A 24,581-nucleotide genomic window follows, 5' to 3' on the forward strand; every position below is an offset into this window, starting at 1 on the left:
GTCACATAGCTGATCAAGCCTAGCCTGTAGCTCCTACTCTTCATCTCGCGCCGTCCTCCAGAGTTTAACTCACGTCTCCGCCTCAAAAATCTATGAAATCAGTTGGCGCTCAAGGCCTTCATCATGGAGCTGTCGAACTGGGTTGAGCAGCGCGGTTCTGTTGATGTCGCTAAAAACATGCGCGGAGCTATCGGCACGATCAGTATGAACGAGGTGCTCATCAAAAAAGCCTTAAGCCTTTTGATGACACCGACTGATCAATTTTGTCCACGCAAGCGATTTTTTTGCTCAAGAAGGCCAGCTGGCGTTTTGATATTGAATTTATCCTTGGTTTCTGATCATACTGAGATATCTCACCGTTTGTGGAAACCTAGCGAGGAGCTGCGCAGCGATTTTACTTTTTAACGCATTCTACCTTGAGAGGCGCCCTATCAAATGAGCGATCTAATATGAAAGCTTAGCACAAAACCTGACAGATCCTTGAACGCTAAGAGAGAGAGCCCGCGAGCACAAAATTAATTTTCGAGACACCTAAACAACCACAAAAAATAAAACAACTTAAATCATAAATTAAAGTGCAGCTTAATAAAAAAACAATCCATTACAAACCACTTTAAAGGACTATATAAAATGAGCAACCCATTCAAAGGAATTGATGCACGCACCGAAAGTGATGTAGAACAAAAAATAGTTTATAAACTTCTCACACTTTCCGCACCATCAGGGCTTGGGTACAATGACTCTGACATAAGAACAAAAACAGACATTCGAAAGCTTAAAATTGACAAGGGTACCAAAGAGCGCCTGTACTATCCGGATTACGCCGTTATTGTTGACGGCCTCCCATGTATTATAATTGAGGCAAAAACCCCAGGTGAAAATTTAGCGGAAGCGTCTAGAGAAGCAAGACTTTATGCCTCTGAAATAAACTCTTCCTACCCTCGAAATACTAACCCGTGCGAAATTATAATCGCAACAGATGGTCAAAGTTTTGAACTTTCATTTTGGGACAAAAACTCCCCCGAAGTCTCCTTTGGGATCGATGACTTAGATAGCTTAAACCCTCTTTTCGCGACTTTTTTAAAACTAGCCTCAAAAAAAACCATAACAAACAGAGCTAAAGAGCTACTTTCATCCATTAGAAGCACAGCCTTATACTTTAAGCCTACCCAGATGCTTGGTGGGAAAGTAACAGTAAATGAGACCGTAGGCGAAAACTCATTTGGCGCAAACGTCTCAATAGAATACAAATACTTATTCAACCCCGAATCTTTAGCTGACAGAGCGTCAATCGCACACAATGCGTATGTAACCTCAATTCGAAAACAATCCCACATCGCTCCGATCGATAAAATAATTAGAGCAGCTCTACCCAACACAGCAATAAATGCAAGGTCAATTTCAGACACACGCATCCCTAAAGAAATATTTGAACAGATCAGTAATTTTTCAAAAATCAAAAACGAAATATGCCTACTAATTGGTAGCGTAGGATCAGGAAAGTCTACATTTACAGACTACCTCCGACTTGAAGCCTTACCCAAATCGGTAACAGATCAGACGCTCTGGATAAATATAAACTTAAACAAGTCCCCGCTCTCCAGAACCCTTATTTACGAGTGGATTATAGATCAGTGTATCTCGTCGTTAAAGTCCTCATGCCCTAACGTGGACTTTGACACAATTGAGATGTTAAAGAAAATTTACTCAATCGAATTAGGAAGAGTGGAGAGAGGCAAAGCTGCTCTTTACCCGAAGGATTCCGAAAAGTATATTGATGCCATTTTCGCTGAGATTGACACACTACAAAAAGATCAGAAATCGACACTAAACGGCCTGATTAACTACTTATGTACCGGAAGTGAAAAGCTACTGGTAATTGTCTTAGATAATTGCGACAAACGTAGCAGAGAAGACCAGTTACTGATGTTTGAAGTAGCGTCTTGGCTCAAGCAAACATTTGCCTGCATGGTGTTTCTACCACTTCGTGACACTACATATGATCAATACAGGGAGGAGCCACCTCTTGATACTGTTATAAAAGATTTAGTATTCAGAATTGACCCACCACCTCTAGAAAAAGTAATTTATGCTCGGCTTCATTATGCATTACGCGAAATAAAATCTCAACATTCAAAATTCATATACTACCTTCCGAACAACATGAAGGTGGAGTGCTCTAGGGAGGAAGTCGCAACCTATCTTCAATCGATGATATCCTCACTCTTCCAAGACTTTTTTTTCAAGAGAATAATTACCGGCCTTGCTGGTCGCAACATTCGAAAAGGCCTGGAAATTTTATTGGACTTCTGCAAAAGCGGTCATATCGGAGAAGATGAATTACTCAAGGCGAGACAATCACTAGGCGAACATAAACTGCCTAATCATTTAGTCGCGAGAATCCTACTAAAAGGGAAGAGAAAGTACTATACAGATAGCGAGTCGCACATCAAAAATCTCTTTTACGCTCAAGACGATGACTCTCTTCCGGACCCTTTCATAAGGGTCGCAATTTTGAACTGGCTAAAATTAACTTCAAAGACTTACGGACCTAATCGCATAATGGGATTTCATAAGGTAGGCTCGTTAGTAGCCTACCTGCAATCAGCTGGACACGCGTCCGAAAGAGCTATCGAGGAAATATCAAAGCTTACCTTGGCTGGCTGCATACTTTCAGAGGCGCAGTCCCACGACATGACGAAAGAGGATCTGATTGCTATTTCCCCTGCGGGTTTAATCCATATCGACCTTATAAGAAACATTGACTACCTAGCAACCATTTCGGAAGATGTTTTATTCAGAGAAAACCAATCAGCGAGAAAAATTGCAGATAATTTGATAGGGAAAGGGCCTTTCAAAATAGATAGCAGACAGACCGCACTTAACAGCAGCACAGTACTCGTAAACTACTTAAAGTCATACCATGAAAAATTTTTCCTAGGCCCTGCAAAAATTCTAAACGCAGAAGCCGTTCAAGAGACATTACACATACCCGAACTAGTGGACTTTGTTAATAGAGCGTCCGACAATGACGAAATATACAAAAAACAAGTGCGATTTGAAGCAGAGTATCCTGAAGGGACCGAAATTGACGGCACGATAGTATCAGTACAACAATATGGATTTTTTGTTGAGTTTGGACTCAATGGGAGGGGGCTTGTGAGGAAGGTGACACAACAGCAGGGCAATTTACAATTTTTCAATACATGCGAGCAGGGTGAATGGGTCAGAGTTAAAGTAGGGAAGTACAGCGCCCAACACAACGGCTTTGAACTAAAGCTATTGTCAGTTCAACAAAATCAAAATTAAGATAAAAAAAAGCCGCGAAAACGCGGCTTTTTTCCGATTTATAATAAATCAGTTCATATTCATTTTGTACGTGCCACATTGCAGCTAAATTTGTACACAACCATAGATCACTCCTCTTCTCATCCTGAGATTTGGGGGAGACCCCAGTACTGTTTATAGATCCGCGTGATCAGCCTACAAAAATTACGTAAACCTCTACGCACGCGTAATGAAGCACACCCTGACAAAAATAGCAACCCTCTTCACCAATGTAGGGGACCTCAGTCAATCTGATCGAAACAGAACCGACATCACCACCAGCACACACCTAGCAGCTAAATAGGCAGCATTTCACAAAAAGTCGCTCACGCCACGTTATCAACGCGCCATAAGATCCAGCCTTTGTACTGTATATAAAGACAGTGCTTCTGTCAAGATTTTCGAAACAACCCATAGCCTATACCAACGAGTCGCCGGACCCTGGCGGGCGCCAGCGCGCCTACCTCTGAACACACATGTAGATTCAATTTTAGGCTATGTATTTTGCTATTTTGACTAAAAGAGGCAGCCCAATTCCGTGGGCTCCCAGTTCATGATCACCAGTTCTCCGCTGACCTCAGCCTTACCCTGACGCTGGTTCGTGTTGCTATACCGAATGTCCAACGTCTCGAAGTGAAAGCCTTCGAACGCACGCCGGATGTCCGGGTGGTCGTTGATGCTGACCATCACTTTGCCCTTGCAGCGGTGCATGAAGTCAGCCATCCGCTCGTAATTCTCGAACGGGAAAACCACGCCATATCCAGCGGTCTGCCAGTACGGCGGGTCCATGTAGTGGAACGTATGAGCGCGGTCGTAGCGCTCAGCACAATCAAGCCAGGGGAGGTTTTCGACATAGGTGCCGGACAGTCGCTGCCATGCGGCCGAGAGGTTCTCCTCGATCCGGAGCAGGTTGATGGCCGGGCCAGTGGTCGCGGTGCCGAATGTCTGCCCGGTGACCTTGCCGGCGAAGGCATGGTGCTGCAGGTAGAAGAATCGGGCGGCGCGCTGGATGTCGGTGAGGGTTTCGGGACGGGTCATTTTCTGCCACTCGAACACCTGGCGGGAGCTGAGCGCCCATTTGAACTGGCGCACGAACTCTTCCAGGTGGTTCTGCACGACGCGATAGAGCGTCACCAGGTCGCCGTTGATGTCGTTCAGAACTTCAACCGGGGCGGCCTGGGGTCGCATGAAGTAAAGCGCGGCACCGCCGCCAAAGACTTCGACATAGCACTCGTGAGGCGGAAAAAGCGGAATGAGGTGGTCGGCTAGGCGGCGCTTGCCGCCCATCCAAGGGATGATGGGTGAACTCATTGAAAGCAAGACCTTTACTGTATGAATAAACAGGTGCTAGGCTCGCCGCGCTTTGTGCACGGAGCAGGAGCCTTGGCTGGACTTGCAGGGACATCTGCAGGAACAGTGGTTGGCATGGATGTTGGCGCATCCACTGCCAGCCGCTCTTTTTCTAAAAACTAGTGTCCAGCATCTTTCTTGAAAATTCTGAAAGGTGGCCTAGCATCAGATGGCCATCAACCAGGAGCAGAAAGAATGTCAAACGGAATATTTGAAGTGGATTTCAGCTCAAACCGTCCCGATCACGGTAGCGGCCTTGTTGTAGTCAAGGATGGCTCCGTCAATGGGGGCGATGCCAACTACCTTTATCAAGGTACCGTGCCTACCACATCGGGGCAGTTCACAAGCCAGTTCCGCGTTTCGATGTGGAGACCTGGGAATACGAATGTCTCGGGGCTGGACAACTACGACCTAGACGCCACTGGAGAAATCAATTACGAGAGGGGGTCTATTTCGCTGACTGGCTCCGTCGTCGGAGCCCCGCATATCCAAATCACACTATCTGGCCGAAAAATCACCCCGGCCGTGTAGTTGCGCACCAGTGGATAGCTGGCCTTTCGCAGCTATCCATCCCTATCCCGCTACCGGAAGACCTCCCTGACATAAGCCTGGCAGGCCGCCAAGAAACAGAAAAAGAGTACAGATTTATTTACCGGCCCTATGACAGCGTGCAATCCCAACATAGCAACCAGCGCCCTAAGATTTCCGACTAAAACTGGGAATCTCTGACCCTGCCGGGAGATTCAACTCTCTCACCAATCTAGCCCGCCGGCCTTACCCTATCGCATTCCTGATAAACTCCCCGTCTCTGCCCTACCCATTCAGATTCCCCAATGCCCTTAATCACAACCGCCCCCCAATCACTGTCCCGCCGCTTCAGCGTGGCCCCCATGATGGATTGGACTGACCCCCACTGCCGGTTCTTCCTACGCATCCTCTCCAAGCACGCCCTGCTCTACACCGAGATGGTCACCACTGGCGCGTTGCTCAACGGCGATCACGAGCGTTTCCTGCGCCACCACGAAGCCGAGCATCCCCTGGCGCTTCAACTCGGCGGCAGTGTCCCGGCCGACTTGGCCGCGTGCGCGCGGATGGCTCAGGAGCATGGCTATGATGAGGTCAATCTCAACGTCGGCTGCCCAAGCGATCGCGTGCAGAACAACATGATTGGTGCATGCCTGATGGGGCATCCTGAGCTGGTGGCCGATTGTGTGAAGGCGATGCGTGATGCTGTGTCGATTCCAGTGACGGTCAAGCATCGGATCGGGATCAACGGGCGGGACAGTTACGAGCAGTTGTGTGAGTTCGTCGGGACGGTGCGTGACGCCGGTTGTACGAGTTTTACCGTGCATGCGCGGATTGCGATTCTGGAGGGGCTGTCGCCCAAGGAGAACCGTGAGATCCCGCCGCTGCGGTATGACGTGGCGGCACAGCTGAAGAAGGATTTCCCGGAGCTGGAGATTGTGCTCAACGGCGGGATCAAGACGCTGGAAGCCTGCCACGAGCATTTGCAGACATTCGACGGTGTGATGCTGGGGCGCGAGGCGTATCACAACCCGTATCTGCTGGCCGAGGTGGATCAACAACTGTTTGGCAGCAGCGCGCCTGTCATCAGTCGGGCTGAGGCGTTGGCGCAGTTGCGGCCTTATATCGCCAAGCACCTGGACGCCGGCGGGGCGATGCATCACATCACTCGCCATGTACTGGGGCTGGGTACCGGGTTTCCTGGGGCGCGCCGTTTTCGGCAGTTGTTGTCGGTGGACATCCACAAAACCAAAGACCCGTTGGCGCTGCTGGATCAGGCGGCGGGCATGCTGGAAGGACGCTAACTGTCACTTGCTTTGAACCTGAGTCCTGTTTTGGCATCGTATCTACCGATACCCGCCCCGGCCTTTCAAACATCCGTTTTCAGGTTGTTGCCGCTGGGGCCATCGATCCCCCTTCACGCCCTTGAGTGGCTGCCGGCCCTCGGGTAATGTCAACAGACCCATAGGACAGAGCACGCTCATGACTTCCAAGCTGGAACAACTCAAACAATTCACTACCGTAGTGGCCGATACCGGCGACTTCGAAGCCATCGCCCGCGTTAAACCCGTGGATGCCACCACCAACCCTTCCCTGCTGCTCAAGGCCTCGGCCATTCAAGGCTACGCCGAGCTGCTGAACGCCTGTGTGGCCGATTGCAAGGGCGATGTGGGCCTGGCCAGCGACCGTTTTGGCGTGGCGGTCGGGCAAGAGATTCTCAAGGTGATTCCGGGGCGTATTTCCACTGAGGTGGATGCGCGTCTGTCGTTCGACACCGAGGCCATGCTGAAACGTGCGCATCGCCTGATCGACCTGTACGAAAAGGCCGGCGTTGGCCGCGATCGCGTGCTGATCAAGATCGCGTCCACCTGGGAAGGTATTCGCGCCGCCGAGCAGCTGGAGCGTGAAGGCATCCAGTGCAACCTGACGCTGCTGTTCTCCTTCGCCCAGGCTGCGGCTTGCGCCGATGCCGGCGTGTTCCTGATTTCGCCTTTTGTCGGCCGCATCTACGACTGGTACAAGAAGGCCAACGGCAACGACTACACCGGTGCCGATGATCCGGGCGTGCAGTCGGTGACGCGTATCTACAACTACTACAAGGCCAATGACTACAAAACCGTGGTCATGGGCGCAAGCTTCCGTAACCTCAACCAGATCGAGCAACTGGCCGGCTGCGACCGTTTGACGGTCAGCCCGGATCTGCTGGAGAAACTGGCCGCTGACGAGGGCAAGCTGGAACGCAAGCTGGCGCCTGGGCAAGCCGGCGAAGCGCGCTTGAGTCTCAATGAAGCGCAGTTCCGCTGGTTGTCCAACGAGGACGCCATGGCGACTGAGAAACTGGCTGAAGGCATTCGTCAGTTCGCGCGGGACCAGGAGAAGCTTGAGGCGTTGCTGCAAGCCAAGCTTTGAGGTGATTTCGAAGTCATAAAGAAGGGCGAACCTGGGTGGGTTCGCCCTTTTTTATAGGCTTGGGAAGGTGGCGACTGGCCGGGCGCCATCGCGAGCAGGCTCGCTCCCACAGGGGGCGCTGGGCAGATAAACATTGTGGGAGCGAGCTTGCTCGCGATGAGGCCCGCTCAGTCTACGCAAAACCTGTGAATCAAGGCCGCTCCAGCGCACTCACCAGGTCATGGAACGCTTCACGATTGGAGTCGTTCAGCCCCATGAGGATCTTATGGGCTTCAAGCACCTTGATCCGCACTTCCTCTTCCGATTGATCCTGATCGGGCAGATCGTCCAGACACTCAGGGCATGGCACGGGATCGCCGACGATATTGAATACCTGGTCAAAGCCCATGGATTGCAGCAACCGGGTGATGTCGTTGTGGGTGGTGACCACGGTCGGCAGTAGGCCGACCTTTTGCCGTGACAGGATCGACAGCTTGGCCAGCAGGCCCAGGGTGGTGCTGTCGATGCTGCGGGTTTCGGTCAGGTCGATCACGATGGCGTTGAAGTTCAACGCGGTGAAGATCCGCTCAATAGTCGCATCCAGCGCCGAACAGAGGGTCAGGCGCACTTCACCGACAAACTTCAGGACAAAGGTGCCGTCCTGCTCGGCGAACTGGATTCTACCGGTACTCATCAAAGATTCCTGCTCAACACTAACAGGGCGATATCATCCGGCATCTCCCCTAGCGTGGCTAATCCAAACACTTGACGCAAGCCTTCCAGGCTGCCGCCCGCTGCGCTTACCCGTTCAGGCAAGGCCGCTTCTTTCTCTTTGAGTGTAGGTTCTGACAAAAGGTCCAGAATGCCATCAGACATCAGCGTCAAACTGAAGGTCGGTGGCAGTTCCAGTACGTGGTCTTCGTAGGTGGCCTCGTTGAACAGGCCCACCGGCAAACCACGCCCTTCCAGGTAACGAACACTGTCAGGCGTATACAACACAGGCAACGGCAGATGACCGCCGATGCTATAGGTCAACAAACCCGTCTCCTCGTCGATGACCCCACCGACCATTGTCACGTGTTTGCCCAGCTTACAACTGATCAGGCCCCGGTTGATATGACCAAGGACTTCTGATGGCTTGAACTCAGGCAACGTGCCGTTGCGCTTGGATTCGAACAGCAGGCGCGTGGTCATGAACTTCAACAGTACCGTCACGAACGCTGACGAAGCGCCATGGCCGGAAACGTCCGCCAGATAGAACGCCACTCGACGTTCATCGACCCGGAAATAGTCGACGAAATCCCCCGACAGATACAAAGACGGGATGATCTGGTGGGCAAAACGGAAATCGTCGGCGGTCCAGGGACTGACCGGCAACATGTTCATCTGCACCTGGCGGCCGGCGTTCTGGTCTTCCTGCAACAGGTTCAGGCTGGCTTCCAGCTCGCGGTTAGCGGTTTCCAGCTTCTCGCGATAACGCTGGTTCTCCACCAACAGGCGCGAACGGTCCAGGGCCCGGCGCACCGAGTGCTCGAGCACGGCCAGGTCTTCAAGGGGCTTGATCAGGTAATCGGCCGCGCCCAGGCGCAACGCCTCAACCGCGTCGTTCATCACGCCCGCACCCGAAACCACGATGACCGGGGTCTGCGAGGAAAGCTCGGTGACTTGGCGAATGAGTTCGAGTCCGCCCATCTGCGGCATGCGCAGGTCGCAGATGACCAGGTCGGGCTTGTCTTGCTCGAATACCTGAAGACCCTGTTGACCGTTGCTGGCCTGCAGGACGCTGAAACCACTGTCTTCCAAGTAGGCTGCGAGGCTGGCTCGCACCACTTCGTCATCATCGATTATCAGCAGCGTGGCACTGGTTTTTGGCATGTGGGCAAACGGCGCCAGAATTAGGTTGGCGTAGCGGGCTGGGCAACTGGGCCTGGCGCTCACTACTGGATTCGCTTTCTAGCCTCTCTGTCGTACCGGATGTAGGCCCTTGTCCTACACACAGTTACATCAGAGGTGCCCTTCTAAGGCGCAGACGGTACTCCCATCCGCGGGGCGTTTCAAGCTCATGCAGATAGCCGCTTGCCGTCTTGGTTTGTCAAAGTACAGAGAGTTATAAGAACCGAGCGAAGCGTAACTCAATGGAAGGTTCGATCCCTGCTTAAACAGTGCCTCAAAACAAAGAAGGCGGCCCTGAGGCCGCCTTCCTGGGGTTACCGGGCGAAATTAAAAATCATCTTCGACCTGGCCATCCTTGACCTTGAATTCACGGTTCTGCAGGAAGGCGTTGCGGATAAACACATACTTGTCGCCACTCACCAGTTTTTCGGCGGACAACAGGCTGGCGCGGGTATCGACGATGTTCAGACCGAAGATCGAGTTACGCACCGAAACGTTGTCGATGTAACGATAAGGGGCCGTGTAGTCATCGACAAGCTTGGCCGGCGCGTCACGCAAGGTGCTTGGTCCCAACAACGGCAGCATCACGTACGGGCCACTGCCGACTCCCCAATAACCCAGGGTCTGGCCGAAATCTTCATCGCTGCGTTGCAGGCCCATCCGAGTGCCCACGTCGAAGAACCCCAACAGGCCGAAGGTGGTGTTGAAGATCAACCGGGCCGTGTCGACCCCGGCTGCGGCCGGCTTGGCCTGCAGTACATTGTTGGCCAGATTGCCCACGTCGCCGATGTTGCGGAACATGTTGTGGATGCCGTCTTCGAGAAATTGCGGCGTCACGTACTGATAACCCTGAGCCAGCGGCTTGAGTGCGTAGGTATCAACGGTGTCGTTGAAGGTAAAGATCGGGCGGTTGATGCTTTCCCAAGGATCGTCTTCCGTTGCGGCCTGGGCGGCGAAGGGAACCAGCAGGACGCAGGCAGACAAACACAGCTGAGCTAGACAATGGCTCCAGCGCATAGGGAAAACTCCTTGGATTATTCAGGCAAGGGCGCCGAGCCCAGGCGGTAAGGGCGCTAGTATAAAGCGGAACGCTTGGATAGACAGCACTGAAAGAGAAGCTGCTCGTAGGATTTTTCCGCACCCGGCGCCTTCATTTCACTGTCATTGGACTGTCATTGAGGCACGTTAGGCTGCGGGATATTTCAAGGACGTTCCCATGCCCCGCGCCGAAACCCTGCCCCTGCCCGCCCCCAGCCTGACCGCCGTACTGTTTGGCTTGAGCGGTTGTCTGGTGGATTTCGGGGCAAGGGCGCGACAGTCAGGAGCAGTGCCCACCGAGCATTCGCAGCCAACCCCCGGCGCCCTCGAAAGCCTGCGCCTTTTGCAGCTTCAGGAGATTCCCTGCGCCTGGCTCGACGAACTGCCACCTGCCGTCAGTCATAGCCTGGCTGCTTCGTTGCCAGCGTGGATCAAATCGCCGCAACTTCCAGCAACAAATTATCCGTGGCCGGCCCCGCATGCCTGCTGGCAGGCCTTGATGGCGTTGAACGTCCAGCAATTGGACGGTTGCGTGCTGGTCAGCGGCGAGCCGCGCTTGTTGCAGTCGGGGCTCAATGCCGGCTTGTGGACCATCGGCCTGGCGTCCTGCGGCTCGCTGTGTGGCCTGGCGCCGAACGAATGGCAGCTCCTGAGCCAACAGGAACGAGAGACCAAGCGCGCCAAAGCCACCGTGCAGTTGTTCGGCCTGGGCGTGCATTCGGTGATCGATCACCTGGGTGAACTCGACACCTGCCTGGCGGATATCAGCCTGCGTCGGCTCAAAGGTGAAAAGCCCTGACCGAGATCATGCAGGGTGCACGAGGGTGGATTACTCTTAAGGCAAGCCACGGACTTTTGACGCACCGTCGCGGTCCATGGCTGTGCCTATCAATAAAGGGAGTACGCCAATGCCTGCCCGCGAATTGCAGAAACAACTTGATGAACTGCGCGAGCAATTGGAACAGAACCCGCCGCTTTCCGAACCGGAGCGCGAGAATCTGCATCAACTGATGATTCAGCTCGAAGCCGAGATCGAACTGGATAATTCGCTTCAGAATGCCGACCTGGTCGATGGTGTGAACCTGGCCGTCGAGCGCTTCGAACTGGATCACCCCACTATTGCCGGGACGTTACGCAACATCGTGCAAGCCTTGGGCAACATGGGGATCTAAACCCGCCAGATGCAAAAAAGCCCCGCTATTGATAGCGGGGCTTTTCATTTTTCACGATATGAAATCCAATCCCCTGTGGGAGCGAGCCCGCTCGCGATAGGTGGCTCAGCCAACATCAATGCTGAATGTGCCTGACTCATCGCGCGCAGGCTCGCTCCCACAGGATTATTTATTGCCGGACCAGGCGATGGTTCGGCAGCTGTACCTCTTCGGTACTGCGATACGGATTGATGTCCAGCCCACCCCGCCGCACATAGCGCGCATACACCGTCAATTTTTCCGGTTTGAGCAAGCGTTGCAGGTCGAGAAAGATCCGCTCCACGCACTGTTCGTGGAAATCCGAATGCTGGCGGAAGCTGACGATGTAGGCCAACAGGCTGGCAGGGTCCAGCGCCGCACCGCGATATTGCACCGCGACGCTGCCCCAGTCCGGCTGGCTGGTCACCGGGCAATTGGATTTGAGCAGATGGCTGTGCAGGCTTTGCTCCACGATGCGCGAATCATCGCAGCGCAGCAGCTCCGGGCGCGGATGCTCGTAGGAGTCGACGGTGATGTCCAAGTCATCGATGCACACGCCGGGTAATGCCACGACCCCTTCACTTTCGACGTCCTTCAGGCTGCGGATGCGCACGCCCACCGGTGTACCGGCGGCCGCCGACAGGTCCTGACGCAGGGTCGCTTCCAGGCTCGCGGTATCAGCGAAGGGCGTCTGGTTCAGCGAGTTAAGGTACAGCTTGAAGGATTTGGATTCGATGATGTTTGGTGAATCCGCCGCGATTGCGAATTCACCAATGGCCACCACCGGTTTGCCAGACGGCAGCAGCCACGACAGCTCGAAACAGTTCCAGAAATCCACGCCCTTGTACGGCAGGGTCTCGGCCGTCAGACCCAGTTCCGCCCATTTCGCGGTGCGCGGGATCGGAAACAGCAGTGACGGCGTGTACGTGGCGATGTATTCGCTGGATTTGCCCAGCGGCGAATGTTCGGCTGCGGGATGCATGACGGAAACCTGACTGAAGAATCAGCCAATTCTATCAGCCTTTGCCCCAGCCTTTGAGTGCTTACTGACTGACTGTCAGCTTGCCTTTCATCCCGGCCTGGTAATGGCCGGGCACATTACAGGCGAACTCCAGCCGCATGGCCTTGTTGAAGGTCCAGGTCAGCTCGGCGGTTTTGCCCGGCTCCACCAGCACACTGTTGGGGTCTTCATGGCGCATGCCGACCTCCCCGTGCCCCATGGAGTCATGGGCCATCCCTTGCTTCATTGCGGTCGGGGTCAGTTGTCCGCTCTGTTGCATCTTGAGCATTTCCTGCTGATGCTGGGCGTGCATCGCGGCATTGCCCAGGTTGAACTCATGCAGCAACTGACCTTTATTGATCAGCACGAAGCGAACGGTCTCGCCAGCCTTGATATCAAGTGCAGCGGGGTCGAAGGTCATGTCCCCCATCACCACATCGATGCTGCGACTGGCCTTGGCCGCCGAGGCAGGCTGGCCGAAATCAAAATGCCCCGGTGAAGCCCACGTGGGCGTACTGAGCACCAGTGCAAAGGCGGTCAGGATCAAGCGGTTTGCCATTAACATGTCCATACTCCTGTCAGATTCAGCGTGTGAGAACTCTATCTCTGCACACCTGCCAATCGGCTTACGGCTCGATTACAACTTTGTCAGGTAGAGCCACGGCCACGTCCGACGCGGTATAACGCCCTCGTTCCAACAACGCCTTGAGCTGCCCATGAAACTGCTGATCGTCGAAGACCAAACCAAAACCGGCCAATACCTGCGCCAGGGCCTGACCGAAGCCGGGTTCAACGCCGACCTGGTGGCCGATGGCATTACCGGCCAGCAATTGGCCTTGAGCGGTGAATATGCCTTGCTGATCCTCGATGTGATGCTGCCCGGCCGCGATGGCTGGCAGATTTTGCAGGCCGTGCGCGGGGCCGGCCTGGATACGCCGGTGCTGTTTCTCACCGCGCGGGATGCGGTCCAGGATCGCGTGCATGGCCTGGAGTTGGGCGCCGACGATTACCTGGTCAAACCCTTTGCCTTTTCCGAACTGCTGGCGCGAGTCCGCAGCCTGTTGCGCCGTGGTAGTTCGACGCCCCAGGAAACCAGCTTGCGACTGGCGGACCTGCGCCTGGACCTGATCCGCCGCCGCGTCGAACGCAGCGGCCAGCGCATCGACCTCACGGCCAAGGAGTTCGCGTTGCTGGAAATGCTCCTGCGTCGCCAGGGCGAGGTCCTGCCCAAATCCCTGATTGCTTCCCAGGTCTGGGATATGAATTTCGACAGCGACACCAACGTCATCGAAGTCGCGATACGGCGCCTGCGAATCAAGATCGACGACGATTTCCCCAGCAAGCTGATCCACACAGTGCGGGGCATGGGGTATGTCCTTGAAGAGCGCAACCTGTGAGGGGGCGTTGGTCGCTGAGCAGCCGGCTGGCGCTGCTGTTCGCCGCCTGCACCGCCGTGGTCTCCCTGTTTGCCGGCGTGCTGTTCAGCCGTGGCAGCGAGGCGCACTTCATCGAGCTGGATCAGCAACTGCTCGAAGGCAAACTGATCGGCCTGCGTCGCGCCCTGCAGGGGCTGGATGCCGAGCAAACCCAAAGCCGTCTGGCAGATGAACTCAGTCGCCAGGCCGACCTGGCCTTGCGCATCAAGGATAGCGATGGCGTGCGCTGGTACGACAGTTCGCTGCGGATTCCGGCTCAGTTGCCGGAGCGTCCTGGCCTGTCCACCCTCAGCGATGCCGACACTGACTACCGGGTATTGAATGCACCGCTGTACCCCGACCGCCCGGACTCGCCGCAACTGACGCTGCTGCTGGACATCACCCACCACCAGCATTTCCTGCAACGCATGCAGCGCCTGATCTGGCTGACGGTCGGCCTCTCGGCCCTGGCTACCGCCCTGCTCGGGGCCTGGGCCGCCCGGCGCGGCTTGCGACCGTTGCGGCGTATGGGGGCCATCGCCGGCAGCGTCTCGGCCCGCTCTCTCAATGCCCGACTGCCGGAAGAACACATGCCCGCCGAACTGGCGGAACTGGCCCACAGCATCAATGACATGCTCCGACGTCTCGATGATGCGTTTCAACGGCTCTCGGCGTTCTCTGCCGACATCGCCCATGAACTGCGCACCCCTTTATCGAACCTGCTGACCCACACCCAGGTCACCCTCACCCGCGAACGCTCGCTGGAGGATTATCGCGAAGCACTGCACAGCAATCTTGAAGAGCTGCAATGGATGGCGCAGTTGGTCAACGACATGCTTTACCTGGCCAAGGCTGACCACGGCTTGCTGGCACCCAGCCGCGAACCGCTGGAACTGGCTCAGGAAGTGGATCTGCTGCTGGAGTTTTTCGCCCCGCTGGCCGAAGACGCCCACGTCCGCTTGAGCCGTGAAGGCAACGGCCGCATCGACGGAGACCGCAGCATGTTGCGCCGAGCCCTGTCCAATCTGCTGGACAATGCTTTGCGCTTCACGCCTGACGGTGGCGAAGTACGGGTACATATTGTCGAGGGCGTTGGGCAGGTGCATGTGAACGTGGAGAACAGCGGTGACGGGATTTCAGCGCATTTGCTGCCGCGTTTGTTCGACCGTTTCTATCGCGCCGACCCGGCCCGCCAGGAAGGCAGCAGTGAACACGCCGGGCTGGGGCTGGCCATCACCCGCTCCATCGTCCGCGCCCATGGCGGGCAGATCCGCTGCGAATCGGCCGATGGCTGGACGCGGTTTTTGATCGAGTTGCCGAAGGGGGATTAAGCCCAACACAAACCCTGGTAGCAAAGAAACTTATCTGTGGGAGCAAGGCTTGCCCGCGATGCAGACGACGCGGTCTGCGGGGGAAACAAGGCGCCTGCATGGCGGGCAAGCCTTGCTCCCACAGACAACTCGCTAAATCCCGTCGCCACCAGAGTCTTCAACAAGCCCTTCTGCCACAGAGGTCTGTGCAGTATCAGGAATAGCGCAACGCCTGTGCCGGCTCGACCTTCGCCGCACGCCAGGCCGGGTAAACCGTGGCGAGGAAGCTCAGGATGAACCCGGCCGAGCAGATCAGCACCACATCACCGCGTTGAAGCTCCGAAGGCAGGTTGCTGACGAAATACACGTCGGAACTGAAAATATGCTGGCCAGTGACCCTTTCCACCCAACCCACTAAATCACTGACGTTCAGTGCCGCAATCACCCCCAGCACGCCGCCAATCAGCGTGCCGACCACGCCAATCACCGTGCCCTGGACCATGAAAATCGCCATGATCTGCCGTGGCGTGGCGCCGATGGTGCGCAGGATCGCGATATCCGCGCCCTTATCGTTCACCACCATGATCAGGGTCGCGATGATGTTGAAGGCCGCCACCGCGACGATCATCAACAACAGCAGGCCGATCATGGTTTTTTCCATTTTCATGGCACTGAACAGGCTACCCTGAGTGTGGGTCCAGTCGTCGGCCTTGTAGTCCGCGCCGAGGCCCGTGGCGATGTCGCCAGAAACTCGCGGTGCTGCGTACAGGTCCTTGACCGCCAGGCGCACGCTTTGCACCTGGTTTGGCTGCCAATGCTGCATTTGCGCGGCGTCGGCCACGTGGATCAGCGCCATGGAGCCGTCCAGCTCGGCGCCCACCTTGAACACGCCGACCACATTCAAGCGCTGCATCCGCGGGGTGATACCGCCCGGCGCGGTGCTGATTTCCGGCACGATCAGGGTCAGTTTGTCCCCGACGTTCAAACGAAAGCGCCGGGCGGTGATTTCGCCGATCACCACGCCAAACTCGCCCGGCTTCAAGGCATCGAGACGCCCCTGGACAATATGCTGGGCGACAATGGACACCTTGCCCTCCTGGGCCGGGTCGATGCCGCTGATCTGGATCGGTTGCATCGCGCCTTTATGGCTGAGCATGCCTTCCATTTCAGTGAACGGCACGGCAGCGATCACCTCAGGATTTTTCAGCGCCGCGGCAGCCACCGGCTGCCAGTCGTCGATCGGCTTGACGCCGACGATGGTGGCGTGGGGCACCATGCCCAGGATGCGCGAGCTCATTTCGCGCTGGAAGCCATTCATCACCGACAGCACCACGATCATCGCCAGCACCCCCAGGGCGAGGCCGATCATCGAGGTCATGGAAATGAACGAAACAAAGCGATTGCGGCGCTTGGCGCGGGTATAGCGCGTGCCGATGAAGATCGATAACGGTCTGAACATTCGCGGGGCACCGTATGAAAATAAAAGACCCGGCGCTTGCAGCAAGCGCCGGGTTTCGGTCGGTCAAATGGGCGTCAGGCAACCTTCCTGCAAGTGCAGGACGCGGTCCATCTGCCGGGCCAGGTTCATGTCGTGGGTCACCACCAGGAACGCGGTACGCATTGAGGTACTGAGTTCCAGCATCAGGTCCTGAATGCCTTGGGCGGTGTGGGAGTCGAGGTTGCCGGTCGGCTCGTCGAGCATCACCAGCCCCGGCTTGTTGACCAGGGCCCGGGCAATCGCCACGCGCTGGCGCTCGCCACCGGACAACTCCGCCGGCTTGTGCTCCAGACGATGGCCCAACCCGACCCGCTCCAACAACGCCGTGGCCCGCTGGCGGGCTTCAGGGATCGCTGTGCGACCGATCAGCAGCGGCATGCAGACGTTCTCCAGCGCGGTGAACTCGGGCAGCAAATGGTGGAACTGGTAAACGAAGCCCAGGGAACGGTTACGTAGCAGGCCACGGGCCTTCTCGTTCAGCGCCGAGAGTTCTTCGCCGGCCAGCCAGACACTGCCGGCAGTCGGTGTATCGAGGCCGCCCAACAGATTGAGCAAGGTACTTTTGCCCGACCCGGACGTACCGACAATCGCCACACGCTCGCCCGGATGCAGCTCCAGCTGCAAGCCCGACAACACTACCACCGACTCCGGCCCCTCCTCATAGGATTTGCCCAGGTTACGGCAGCTCAAGATTGCTTTTTCACTCATACCCGACTCACTCATAACGTAACGCCTCCGCAGGCTGGGTGCGCGCGGCACGCCAGGCTGGATACAGGGTGGCGAGGAAACTCAGGACCAACGCGGCGCCGCAGACCATCAACACATCGTCTGTCTGCAACTGCGACGGCAGGTAGTCGATGAAGTACACGTCGGCGTTGAGAAACTTGTGCCCGATCAGGCCTTCGAGAGCAGCAATCGCGGCGCTGACGTTCAGCGCGGCAAACATCCCGACCAAGGCGCCGACCACCGTACCGATCACGCCAATGACCGTGCCCTGGACCATGAAGATCCGCATGATCTGCCCCGGTGTGGCGCCAAGGGTGCGCAGGATGGCGATGTCGCCTTTCTTGTCATTCACCACCATCACCAGAGTGGAGATGATGTTGAACGCGGCAACGGCGACGATCAGCAGCAATAGCAGGCCGATCATGGCTTTTTCCATGCGGATCGCCTGGTACAGGTTGCCGTGGGTGCGGGTCCAGTCTCGGGCGTAGTAGCGGTCTTCGCCGAGCTGCTGGGCGATGGTCCACGCGACGCGCGGTGCCTGGAACAGATCGTCGAACTTCAACCGCAGGCCCTGGACCTGATCCGGCTTCCAGCGATGCAGGCGCGCCAGGTCCTGAAGGTTGGTGACGCCCAGGTAACCGTCCAGCTCGCCGGCGCCGACATGGAAAATACCGACCACGGTAAAGCGTTTCATACGCGGGAACATGCCGCCCGGGGTCACGGTGACTTCCGGTGCCACGAAGGTCAGCTTGTCGCCGATGGCGGCGCCGAGCTTGGCAGCGGCCTTGTCACCGATGACGATGCCAAAGCTGCCCGGCGCCAGGTCGTCGAGTTTGCCCTGCTTCATGAAGTTGTCGATGATCGACACCTGCCGCTCAAGCCCAGGGTCAATGCCATTGAGCAAGACCTTGGAAACCTTGCCATTGTGGGTCAGCAGCCCCTGCATCTGGGTGAACGGCGCAACCGCCAGCACCTGCGGGTTCTGCTTGACCTTGGCGGCCAGGCTCGGCCAGTCGCTGATGGCTTCGCCGGTTTCGAGGGTGGCGTGGGGCACCATGCCCAGCACGCGAGTGCGCATTTCATGGTCGAACCCGTTCATCACCGACAGCACGACGATCATCACGACCACGCCAAGGGCCAGCCCGATGATTGAAGTCAGGGAAATGAACGATACGAAATGATTGCGACGTTTTGCACGGGTATAACGCGTGCCGATAAATACGAAGAGAGGTCTGAACATGTCGGGGCTTGTTCGGAGGGAAAAGGAACGTCCTTGTGGCGGGGGTCACAAACCAGCTTTACACTCAGACCACCGCCGCTACCATGGGTTCGCCATGTCGACATTAGATGAAGAAGATCGCCGCGAATACTACCGTATCGAGGACACGATCGCACTGGAAATTCGGCCCCTCTCCATTCCTGAAGCTGCTGGCCAGGAAGTGTTGCAGGATGCTTCTCCACTGTTCAATCTGCTCAGCGAATTACACCTGAGCGAATTCGAATCGCAACACCTGCTGCGCCAGATCAGCGAGCGCGAGCGCAGCATCGCGGCTTACCTCAAGGCGATGAATAAACGCATCGACCTGCTCAGTCAGGTCATTGCCCTGACGGCGCTCGGCGAAATCGGCGAACCGCAGCCGGTGATCATCTCCGAGGGCGGCATCGACTTCCAGCACGCCACGCCTGTCGGCGTTGGCACGCACCTGTCGATCAAGATGGTGCTGATGCCCCAGGCCCTGGGGCTGTTGCTCCGGGCCCGGGTCACTCATTGCGACCCCAAGGGCGACGGCTATGACGTGGGCACCGAGTTCGAACGCCCCACCGACGCCCAGCGCCAGTTACTGGCCCGCTACATCCTGCAGAAACAGGCGCAAGAGCGACGCCTGGCGCGGGAACTGAACGAATCCGGCATCAATAAGGAAGAACCGTGACCCTCATTTATGGCCACCGTGGCGCCAAGGGCGAAGCGCCAGAAAATACCCTGACCGGTTTTCAGGAGTGCCTCAAGCACGGCGTGCGCCGATGCGAGCTGGACCTGCACCTTTCAATGGACGGCGAGTTGATGGTGATCCACGACCCGACCCTCAAGCGCACCACCGATCGCCGGGGCAAGGTGGTGGAGCATTCGGCCGCCGAGCTGGTGACCTACGATGCGCGCAAGGGTGGCCCGGGCTGGATCAAGCCGTGCCCGATCCCGCGCCTGGAGGAGCTGTTCGAAAAATGTGATTTCGAGCATTGGCAACTGGAGGTCAAGAGTGCCTCACGCACCCGCGCCGCCGCCACCGTGCTGGGGATCCGCGAAATGGCCCAGCGTTTCGGGTTGCTGGACAAAATCACCATCACATCCAGCTCCCGGGAAGTGCTCAAGGCTGCCCTGGACCTGACCCCGGACATCTCCCGCGGGCTGGTGGCCGAATACGCCTGGCTCGACCCACTGAAGGTCGCCCAGAGTTACGGCTGCGAGATTCTGGCGCTCAACTGGACGCTGTGTACGCCGGAACGCCTGATCAAGGCCCAGCGTCAGGGGTTGCATGTGTCGGTGTGGACCGTCAACGAACCCGCGCTGATGCGCAGGCTCGCCGACTTCGGCGTTGACAGCCTGATTACAGACTTTCCCGGTTTGGCCACTGCCACCCTCGAGAATTGCTGAAATCGGTCTCCCCGGCCGGCTCAGGCCACCGGCCGGAGCCGCTCAAAAAAGCCGGTTGAGCCCGTCATAGGCCGCTACCCGATAGGCTTCGGCCATGGTCGGGTAGTTGAAGGTCGTGTTGACGAAGTATTTCAGCGTGTTCAGCTCGCCCGGCTGGTTCATGATCGCCTGGCCGATGTGAACGATCTCCGACGCCTGGTAACCGAAACAGTGCACGCCCAGCACTTCCAGCGTCTCGCGGTGGAACAGGATCTTCAGCATGCCCTGCGGCTCTCCGGCGATCTGCGCCCGCGCCATGCTCTTGAAGAAGGCCTTGCCCACTTCATAGGGCACCTTGGCCTGGGTCAGCTCCTGCTCGTTCTTGCCGATCGAGCTGATCTCCGGAATGGTGTAGATGCCGGTCGGTACGTCGTTGACGAAGCGCCAGCTCCCGTTGTCGACAATGCTGCCGGCCGCTGAACGGCCCTGGTCATGGGCGGCGCTGGCCAGGCTCGGCCAACCGATCACGTCACCGGCGCCGTAGATGTTCGTCACACAAGTGCGGTAGTTCTCGTCAACTTCAATCTGGCCACGGCTGTTGACCTTCACGCCGATGTTTTCCAGGCCCAGGGTGTCGGTGTTGCCGGTACGGCCGTTGCACCAGAGCAAGGCGTCGGCCTTGATCTTCTTGCCGGACTTGAGGTGCAGGATCACGCCGTTGTCCACGCCTTCGACGCGGTCGTAGTCCTCGTTGTGACGCACGGTGATGTTGTTGTTGCTGAAGTGATAGCTCAGGGCCTGGGAGATTTCCGAGTCCAGGAAGCTCAGCAACTGGCCACGGTTATCCACCAGCTCCACCAGCACACCGAGGCCGCTGAAGATCGATGCGTATTCGCAACCGATCACCCCCGCGCCGTAGACAATCAGCTTACGCGGGGTGTGGCCCAGGCTCAGGATCGTGTCGCTATCGTAGATACGTGCGTGGTTGAAATCGATATCGGCCGGACGATACGGGCGCGAGCCGGTGGCGATGATGATGTGCTTGGCCACCAGCTTTTCGACCACGCCATTGCCGCAAACCACTTCAACGGTCTGCTCGTCGGCAAAGCTGCCGGTGCCGAAGAACACGTCGACCCGGTTGCGGGCGTAGTAACCGGTGCGCGAGGCGACTTGCTTGGAGATCACCTTCTCGGCGCTCTTGAGCACGTCCGGGAAGGAGAACCAGCGCGGCTCGCCGATGGCGCGGAACATCGGGTTGGTGTTGAACTGCATGATCTGCCGGACCGAGTGACGCAAGGCCTTGGACGGGATGGTGCCCAAGTGGGTGCAGTTGCCACCGACCTGCCGACGGCTGTCGACCATCGCGACCTTGCGCCCTGCCTTGGCGGCGTTCATTGCCGCGCCCTCTCCCGCCGGGCCGGAACCCAATACCACCACGTCGTAGTTGTAGACAGCCATGCGTACTCCTCAGAACAGGCCGCGGCGCCACATTTGGCTCCACGGCTAAATCATGCCGGCCAGCGACATGAAGGAACAATTTGGGGCCGGTTCATGAGCCCGGCCACAGTCTATAGAAGCGTCAACGCCGCGCACATTACCCCTTGGTCGCGTCGTAGGCTAGTTTTGCCTGCGCTATTTCGCCACAGGTATGCTTTCACAACGCTGTCATCATTGGGTTTTTCCGCGACTGATCCGTTCAAACTCATCATTGGTGCGAACAATAAAACGGTCATTGTCCCGCAATACGAAAAATACCCCGACACCGTATTTTTCGGCATAGTCCCAACCCCGTTCAGGACCGAGAATCAGCAACAGCGTCGATAGTCCATCGGCCATCAACGCCGAAGGATGAATCACCGTGACTGACGCCAGGTTGTGTAGGACCGGCGTACCGGTACGCGCATCAAAGGTGTGGGAATAACGTCTGCCGCCCTGTTCGAAATATTTACGGTAGTCGCCCGAGGTGGAAACCCCGTAGCCGTTGACCTCGATAACGCGCTCAGCCACCCGCCGGTCGTCCCGGGGTTCTTCCAGGGCGATACGCCAGGCGGCACCATCGGGTTTGCGTCCGGCGGCCTTGAGTTCGCCCGTGACCTCGGCCAGATAGCTGTCGATGCCCAAGGCCTTGAGCCGGCTGGCGATGCGGTCGACGGCATAACCGGCGGCGATACTGTTGAAATCGACTTCCACCGCGGCGTCTTTGCACAAGCGGTCGCCGTCGATGCGCAGATGAGCATGCCCGACGCGTTGGCGCACCTGGGCCAGGGCTTCTGCGGTCGGTACTTTCTCTGCTCGGGACTGGGGACCGAAACCCCACAGGTTGAGCAGCGGCTCCACCGTCAGATCGAAAGAGCCGTCGCTTTGGGAGGACAACTGCTCACCCACGCGGATCAACTCCAGGACAGGGCCAGGCATGATCTGGCAGCTATTGGCCGGCAACGCATTGAACCGTTCGATGTCCGAATCGCTGCGATAGGTCGAGAACTGTCGATCCACTTCGGCGAGGATGCTTTCCACCTCGGCCCGCACCGCTTTCGGTGCAGGCGCGGCGGAATGCCTGACGTACTGAATCGAATAGTGGCTGCCCATGGTCGGGCCGTCGAAGCGCTCCAGGGTGTCGCCGTTGCCGCAACCGGACAACACGCCGACCAGCACCACAAGCCCCATCCATCGTCCAGTTAACAAATCTTCATCCCCCCTCGAAACCGCGCCGGCCATTATGGGCTTCAGCGCCCTTCAGTCCAGATGCAAAAAAACTGTGGGAGCAAAGCTTGCTCGCGACGAACGATAACGCGGGTCTTGCAACTGAACCGTGTCGCCTGCATCGCGAGCAAGCTTTGCTCCCACGGGCTTCCACAGGAACAGCACCTTCATACAAGATTTACCAGAACGAGTACCTACCCATGCCTTCCAACACCAGCAACGGCAAGGCGATCTTTCGCGTTGTCAGCGGCAACTTCCTGGAGATGTTCGACTTCATGGTCTATGGCTTCTACGCCACGGCCATTGCCAAGACGTTCTTCCCGACCGACAGTGCTTTCGCCTCGCTGATGCTGTCCCTGGCCACATTTGGCGCCGGGTTCTTGATGCGCCCGCTGGGGGCGATTTTTCTCGGGGCCTACATCGACCGGCACGGCCGCCGCAAAGGCTTGATCATCACCTTGGCGATGATGGCCGCCGGCACCGTGCTGATCGCTTGTGTGCCGGGTTACACCACCCTCGGCGTGGCGGCACCGCTGCTGGTGCTGCTGGGGCGATTGCTGCAGGGCTTTTCCGCCGGGGTTGAGCTGGGCGGCGTATCGGTGTATCTGGCGGAAATTTCCACGCCGGGGCGCAAGGGCTTCTTTGTCAGTTGGCAATCCGCCAGTCAACAGGCCGCCGTCGTGTTTGCCGGCCTGCTGGGCGTTGGCCTCAATCACTGGCTGAGTCCCCAGGAGATGGGCGAATGGGGCTGGCGCGTGCCGTTTCTGGTGGGTTGCATGATCGTGCCGGTGATATTCGTGATCCGTCGCTCCTTGGAAGAAACACCTGAATTCCAGGCGAGAAAACATCGCCCTACCCTGTCGCAAATCATCCGTTCCATCGGTCAGAACTTCGGCATCGTCCTGGCGGGCATGGCGCTGGTGGTGATGACCACGGTGTCGTTTTACCTGATCACGGCGTACACGCCGACCTTCGGTAAAGCCGAACTGAACCTGTCGGACCTGGATGCGTTGCTGGTGACGGTATGCATCGGGCTGTCGAACTTCTTCTGGCTGCCGGTGATGGGCGCATTTTCCGACAAGATCGGACGCAAGCCCTTGCTGCTGGGAGCGACGATTCTGGCGATCCTCACGGCATATCCGGCGCTGTCCTGGCTGGTGGCGAACCCCAGCTTCAGCCATTTGCTGATCGTGGAGTTGTGGTTGTCGTTCCTGTATGGATCGTACAACGGTGCCATGGTAGTCGCCTTGACGGAAATCATGCCGCTGGAAGTGCGCACCACCGGTTTCTCCCTGGCCTACAGCCTGGCAACAGCGACCTTCGGCGGGTTTACGCCAGCGGCCTGTACTTATCTGATTCATGTGCTAGGCAACAAGGCCGCGCCAGGGATCTGGCTCAGTGGCGCGGCAGTGCTGGGGTTGATTGCTACCCTGGTGTTGTTCAGGGGTAATCGTCATGAACTGCGGACTGCGCAGGCATTAGCGGCGAGCGGTGCCTGACAGATTGCTATCGCGAGCAGGCTCGCTCCCACAGGGATTTACGCGCTCCAATGTGGGAGCGAGCCTGCTCGCGATGAGGCCAGCCCAGGC

The 24,581-nt window shown here is 57.2% G+C and carries 23 protein-coding genes; 12 read left to right on the forward strand and 11 right to left on the reverse strand.

The annotated features are described in order from the left end of the window. The first annotated feature begins 123 nt into the window (after positions 1-123). Positions 124-405, forward strand: a complete 282-nt coding sequence (locus T3A99_RS20855; protein ID WP_322834764.1) for a hypothetical protein — start codon at positions 124-126, stop codon at positions 403-405. A gap of 225 nt (positions 406-630) precedes the next feature. Further along, positions 631-3,309, forward strand: a complete 2,679-nt coding sequence (locus tag T3A99_RS20860; protein ID WP_322834765.1) for a type I restriction endonuclease — start codon at positions 631-633, stop codon at positions 3,307-3,309. A gap of 534 nt (positions 3,310-3,843) precedes the next feature. Here the strand turns inward: T3A99_RS20860 and T3A99_RS20865 are convergent. Next, positions 3,844-4,638: a DNA adenine methylase gene (locus T3A99_RS20865; protein WP_322834766.1), complete on the reverse strand. Its 795-nt coding sequence runs from the start codon at positions 4,636-4,638 to the stop codon at positions 3,844-3,846. Positions 4,639-4,872: 234 nt separating this feature from the next. On the opposite strand from T3A99_RS20865, the gene T3A99_RS20870 reads away from it, so the two are divergent. The 3 genes from T3A99_RS20870 to tal all read left to right on the forward strand — a co-directional run bounded on the left by T3A99_RS20870 (position 4,873) and on the right by tal (position 7,611). Beyond that, positions 4,873-5,208, forward strand: coding sequence for a GrlR family regulatory protein (locus T3A99_RS20870; RefSeq protein WP_322834767.1), 336 nt, complete (start codon positions 4,873-4,875; stop codon positions 5,206-5,208). A 302-nt stretch (positions 5,209-5,510) separates the two neighbouring features. Further along, the gene (gene dusA, locus T3A99_RS20875; protein ID WP_107322898.1) at positions 5,511-6,506 is read left to right on the forward strand and encodes a tRNA dihydrouridine(20/20a) synthase DusA; all 996 of its coding nucleotides are present in this window, start codon (positions 5,511-5,513) and stop codon (positions 6,504-6,506) included. Positions 6,507-6,684: 178 nt separating this feature from the next. Continuing rightward, a complete protein-coding gene (gene tal, locus T3A99_RS20880) occupies positions 6,685-7,611 on the forward strand; it encodes a transaldolase (protein ID WP_047227233.1) in 927 nt (308 codons plus the stop codon). A 190-nt stretch (positions 7,612-7,801) separates the two neighbouring features. Here the strand turns inward: tal and rssC are convergent, their stop codons facing one another. The 3 genes from rssC to T3A99_RS20895 form a co-directional block, all read right to left on the reverse strand. After that, positions 7,802-8,284 carry an anti-sigma factor antagonist RssC gene (rssC, locus tag T3A99_RS20885; protein WP_047227232.1) on the reverse strand — a complete coding sequence of 161 codons (483 nt, stop codon included), beginning with the start codon at positions 8,282-8,284 and terminating at the stop codon, positions 7,802-7,804. Continuing rightward, positions 8,284-9,465, reverse strand: a complete 1,182-nt coding sequence (gene rssB / locus T3A99_RS20890) for a two-component system response regulator RssB (protein ID WP_076385574.1) — start codon at positions 9,463-9,465, stop codon at positions 8,284-8,286. The genes rssC and rssB overlap by 1 nt, the downstream gene beginning before the upstream one ends. 345 nt (positions 9,466-9,810) lie before the next feature. Further along, positions 9,811-10,500 (reverse strand): VacJ family lipoprotein, encoded by a 690-nt coding sequence (locus tag T3A99_RS20895; RefSeq protein WP_076385576.1) that lies wholly within the window; start codon positions 10,498-10,500, stop codon positions 9,811-9,813. A 199-nt stretch (positions 10,501-10,699) separates the two neighbouring features. On the opposite strand from T3A99_RS20895, the gene T3A99_RS20900 reads away from it, so the two are divergent. Continuing rightward, positions 10,700-11,320 (forward strand): HAD family phosphatase, encoded by a 621-nt coding sequence (locus tag T3A99_RS20900; RefSeq protein WP_173407142.1) that lies wholly within the window; start codon positions 10,700-10,702, stop codon positions 11,318-11,320. A gap of 109 nt (positions 11,321-11,429) precedes the next feature. Beyond that, positions 11,430-11,693, forward strand: a complete 264-nt coding sequence (locus T3A99_RS20905) for a DUF4404 family protein (RefSeq protein ID WP_047227228.1) — start codon at positions 11,430-11,432, stop codon at positions 11,691-11,693. Between the two features lie 169 nt (positions 11,694-11,862). Here T3A99_RS20905 and queF read toward each other — a convergent pair whose 3' ends face one another. Both queF and T3A99_RS20915 read right to left on the reverse strand, forming a co-directional pair. Next, positions 11,863-12,693: an NADPH-dependent 7-cyano-7-deazaguanine reductase QueF gene (queF, locus tag T3A99_RS20910; RefSeq protein WP_076385580.1), complete on the reverse strand. Its 831-nt coding sequence runs from the start codon at positions 12,691-12,693 to the stop codon at positions 11,863-11,865. 61 nt (positions 12,694-12,754) lie between these two features. Next, positions 12,755-13,276: a cupredoxin domain-containing protein gene (locus tag T3A99_RS20915; protein WP_281459399.1), complete on the reverse strand. Its 522-nt coding sequence runs from the start codon at positions 13,274-13,276 to the stop codon at positions 12,755-12,757. A gap of 151 nt (positions 13,277-13,427) precedes the next feature. Here T3A99_RS20915 and T3A99_RS20920 point away from each other — a divergent pair, with 151 nt between their 5' ends. Further along, positions 13,428-14,108, forward strand: coding sequence for a heavy metal response regulator transcription factor (locus T3A99_RS20920; RefSeq protein ID WP_047227225.1), 681 nt, complete (start codon positions 13,428-13,430; stop codon positions 14,106-14,108). Next, positions 14,105-15,457, forward strand: a complete 1,353-nt coding sequence (locus T3A99_RS20925; protein WP_322834768.1) for a heavy metal sensor histidine kinase — start codon at positions 14,105-14,107, stop codon at positions 15,455-15,457. Before T3A99_RS20920 ends, T3A99_RS20925 begins: the two co-directional genes overlap by 4 nt. A gap of 193 nt (positions 15,458-15,650) precedes the next feature. On the opposite strand, the gene T3A99_RS20930 is transcribed toward T3A99_RS20925, so the two are convergent. The 3 genes from T3A99_RS20930 to T3A99_RS20940 all read right to left on the reverse strand — a co-directional run bounded on the left by T3A99_RS20930 (position 15,651) and on the right by T3A99_RS20940 (position 18,900). Beyond that, complete coding sequence (locus tag T3A99_RS20930; protein WP_047227223.1) at positions 15,651-16,895, reverse strand: lipoprotein-releasing ABC transporter permease subunit; 1,245 nt, start codon at positions 16,893-16,895, stop codon at positions 15,651-15,653. 63 nt (positions 16,896-16,958) lie between these two features. After that, positions 16,959-17,642: a lipoprotein-releasing ABC transporter ATP-binding protein LolD gene (gene lolD / locus T3A99_RS20935; RefSeq protein WP_162843734.1), complete on the reverse strand. Its 684-nt coding sequence runs from the start codon at positions 17,640-17,642 to the stop codon at positions 16,959-16,961. A 7-nt stretch (positions 17,643-17,649) separates the two neighbouring features. Continuing rightward, entirely contained in the window at positions 17,650-18,900 is a 1,251-nt protein-coding gene (locus T3A99_RS20940; protein WP_047227222.1) for a lipoprotein-releasing ABC transporter permease subunit, read from the reverse strand. A gap of 94 nt (positions 18,901-18,994) precedes the next feature. On the opposite strand from T3A99_RS20940, the gene T3A99_RS20945 reads away from it, so the two are divergent. Both T3A99_RS20945 and T3A99_RS20950 read left to right on the forward strand, forming a co-directional pair. After that, on the forward strand, positions 18,995-19,591 hold the full coding sequence (locus T3A99_RS20945; RefSeq protein WP_076385586.1) for a PilZ domain-containing protein: 597 nt from the start codon (positions 18,995-18,997) through the stop codon (positions 19,589-19,591). After that, positions 19,588-20,310: a glycerophosphodiester phosphodiesterase gene (locus T3A99_RS20950; RefSeq protein WP_047227220.1), complete on the forward strand. Its 723-nt coding sequence runs from the start codon at positions 19,588-19,590 to the stop codon at positions 20,308-20,310. The genes T3A99_RS20945 and T3A99_RS20950 overlap by 4 nt, the downstream gene beginning before the upstream one ends. Before the next feature lie 42 nt (positions 20,311-20,352). On the opposite strand, the gene sthA is transcribed toward T3A99_RS20950, so the two are convergent. Next, positions 20,353-21,747, reverse strand: coding sequence for a Si-specific NAD(P)(+) transhydrogenase (sthA, locus tag T3A99_RS20955; RefSeq protein WP_047227219.1), 1,395 nt, complete (start codon positions 21,745-21,747; stop codon positions 20,353-20,355). 210 nt (positions 21,748-21,957) lie between these two features. Then, entirely contained in the window at positions 21,958-22,956 is a 999-nt protein-coding gene (locus T3A99_RS20960; RefSeq protein WP_322834769.1) for an FAD:protein FMN transferase, read from the reverse strand. 236 nt (positions 22,957-23,192) lie between these two features. Between T3A99_RS20960 and T3A99_RS20965 the strand changes: the two genes are divergently transcribed. Further along, positions 23,193-24,491, forward strand: a complete 1,299-nt coding sequence (locus T3A99_RS20965) for an MFS transporter (RefSeq protein WP_076385588.1) — start codon at positions 23,193-23,195, stop codon at positions 24,489-24,491. Positions 24,492-24,581 lie beyond the last annotated feature (90 nt).

The sequence above is a fragment of the Pseudomonas sp. N-137 genome, from assembly GCF_034555295.1.
In the GTDB taxonomy this organism is placed as follows: Bacteria; Pseudomonadota; Gammaproteobacteria; order Pseudomonadales; family Pseudomonadaceae; genus Aquipseudomonas; species Aquipseudomonas rhizophila.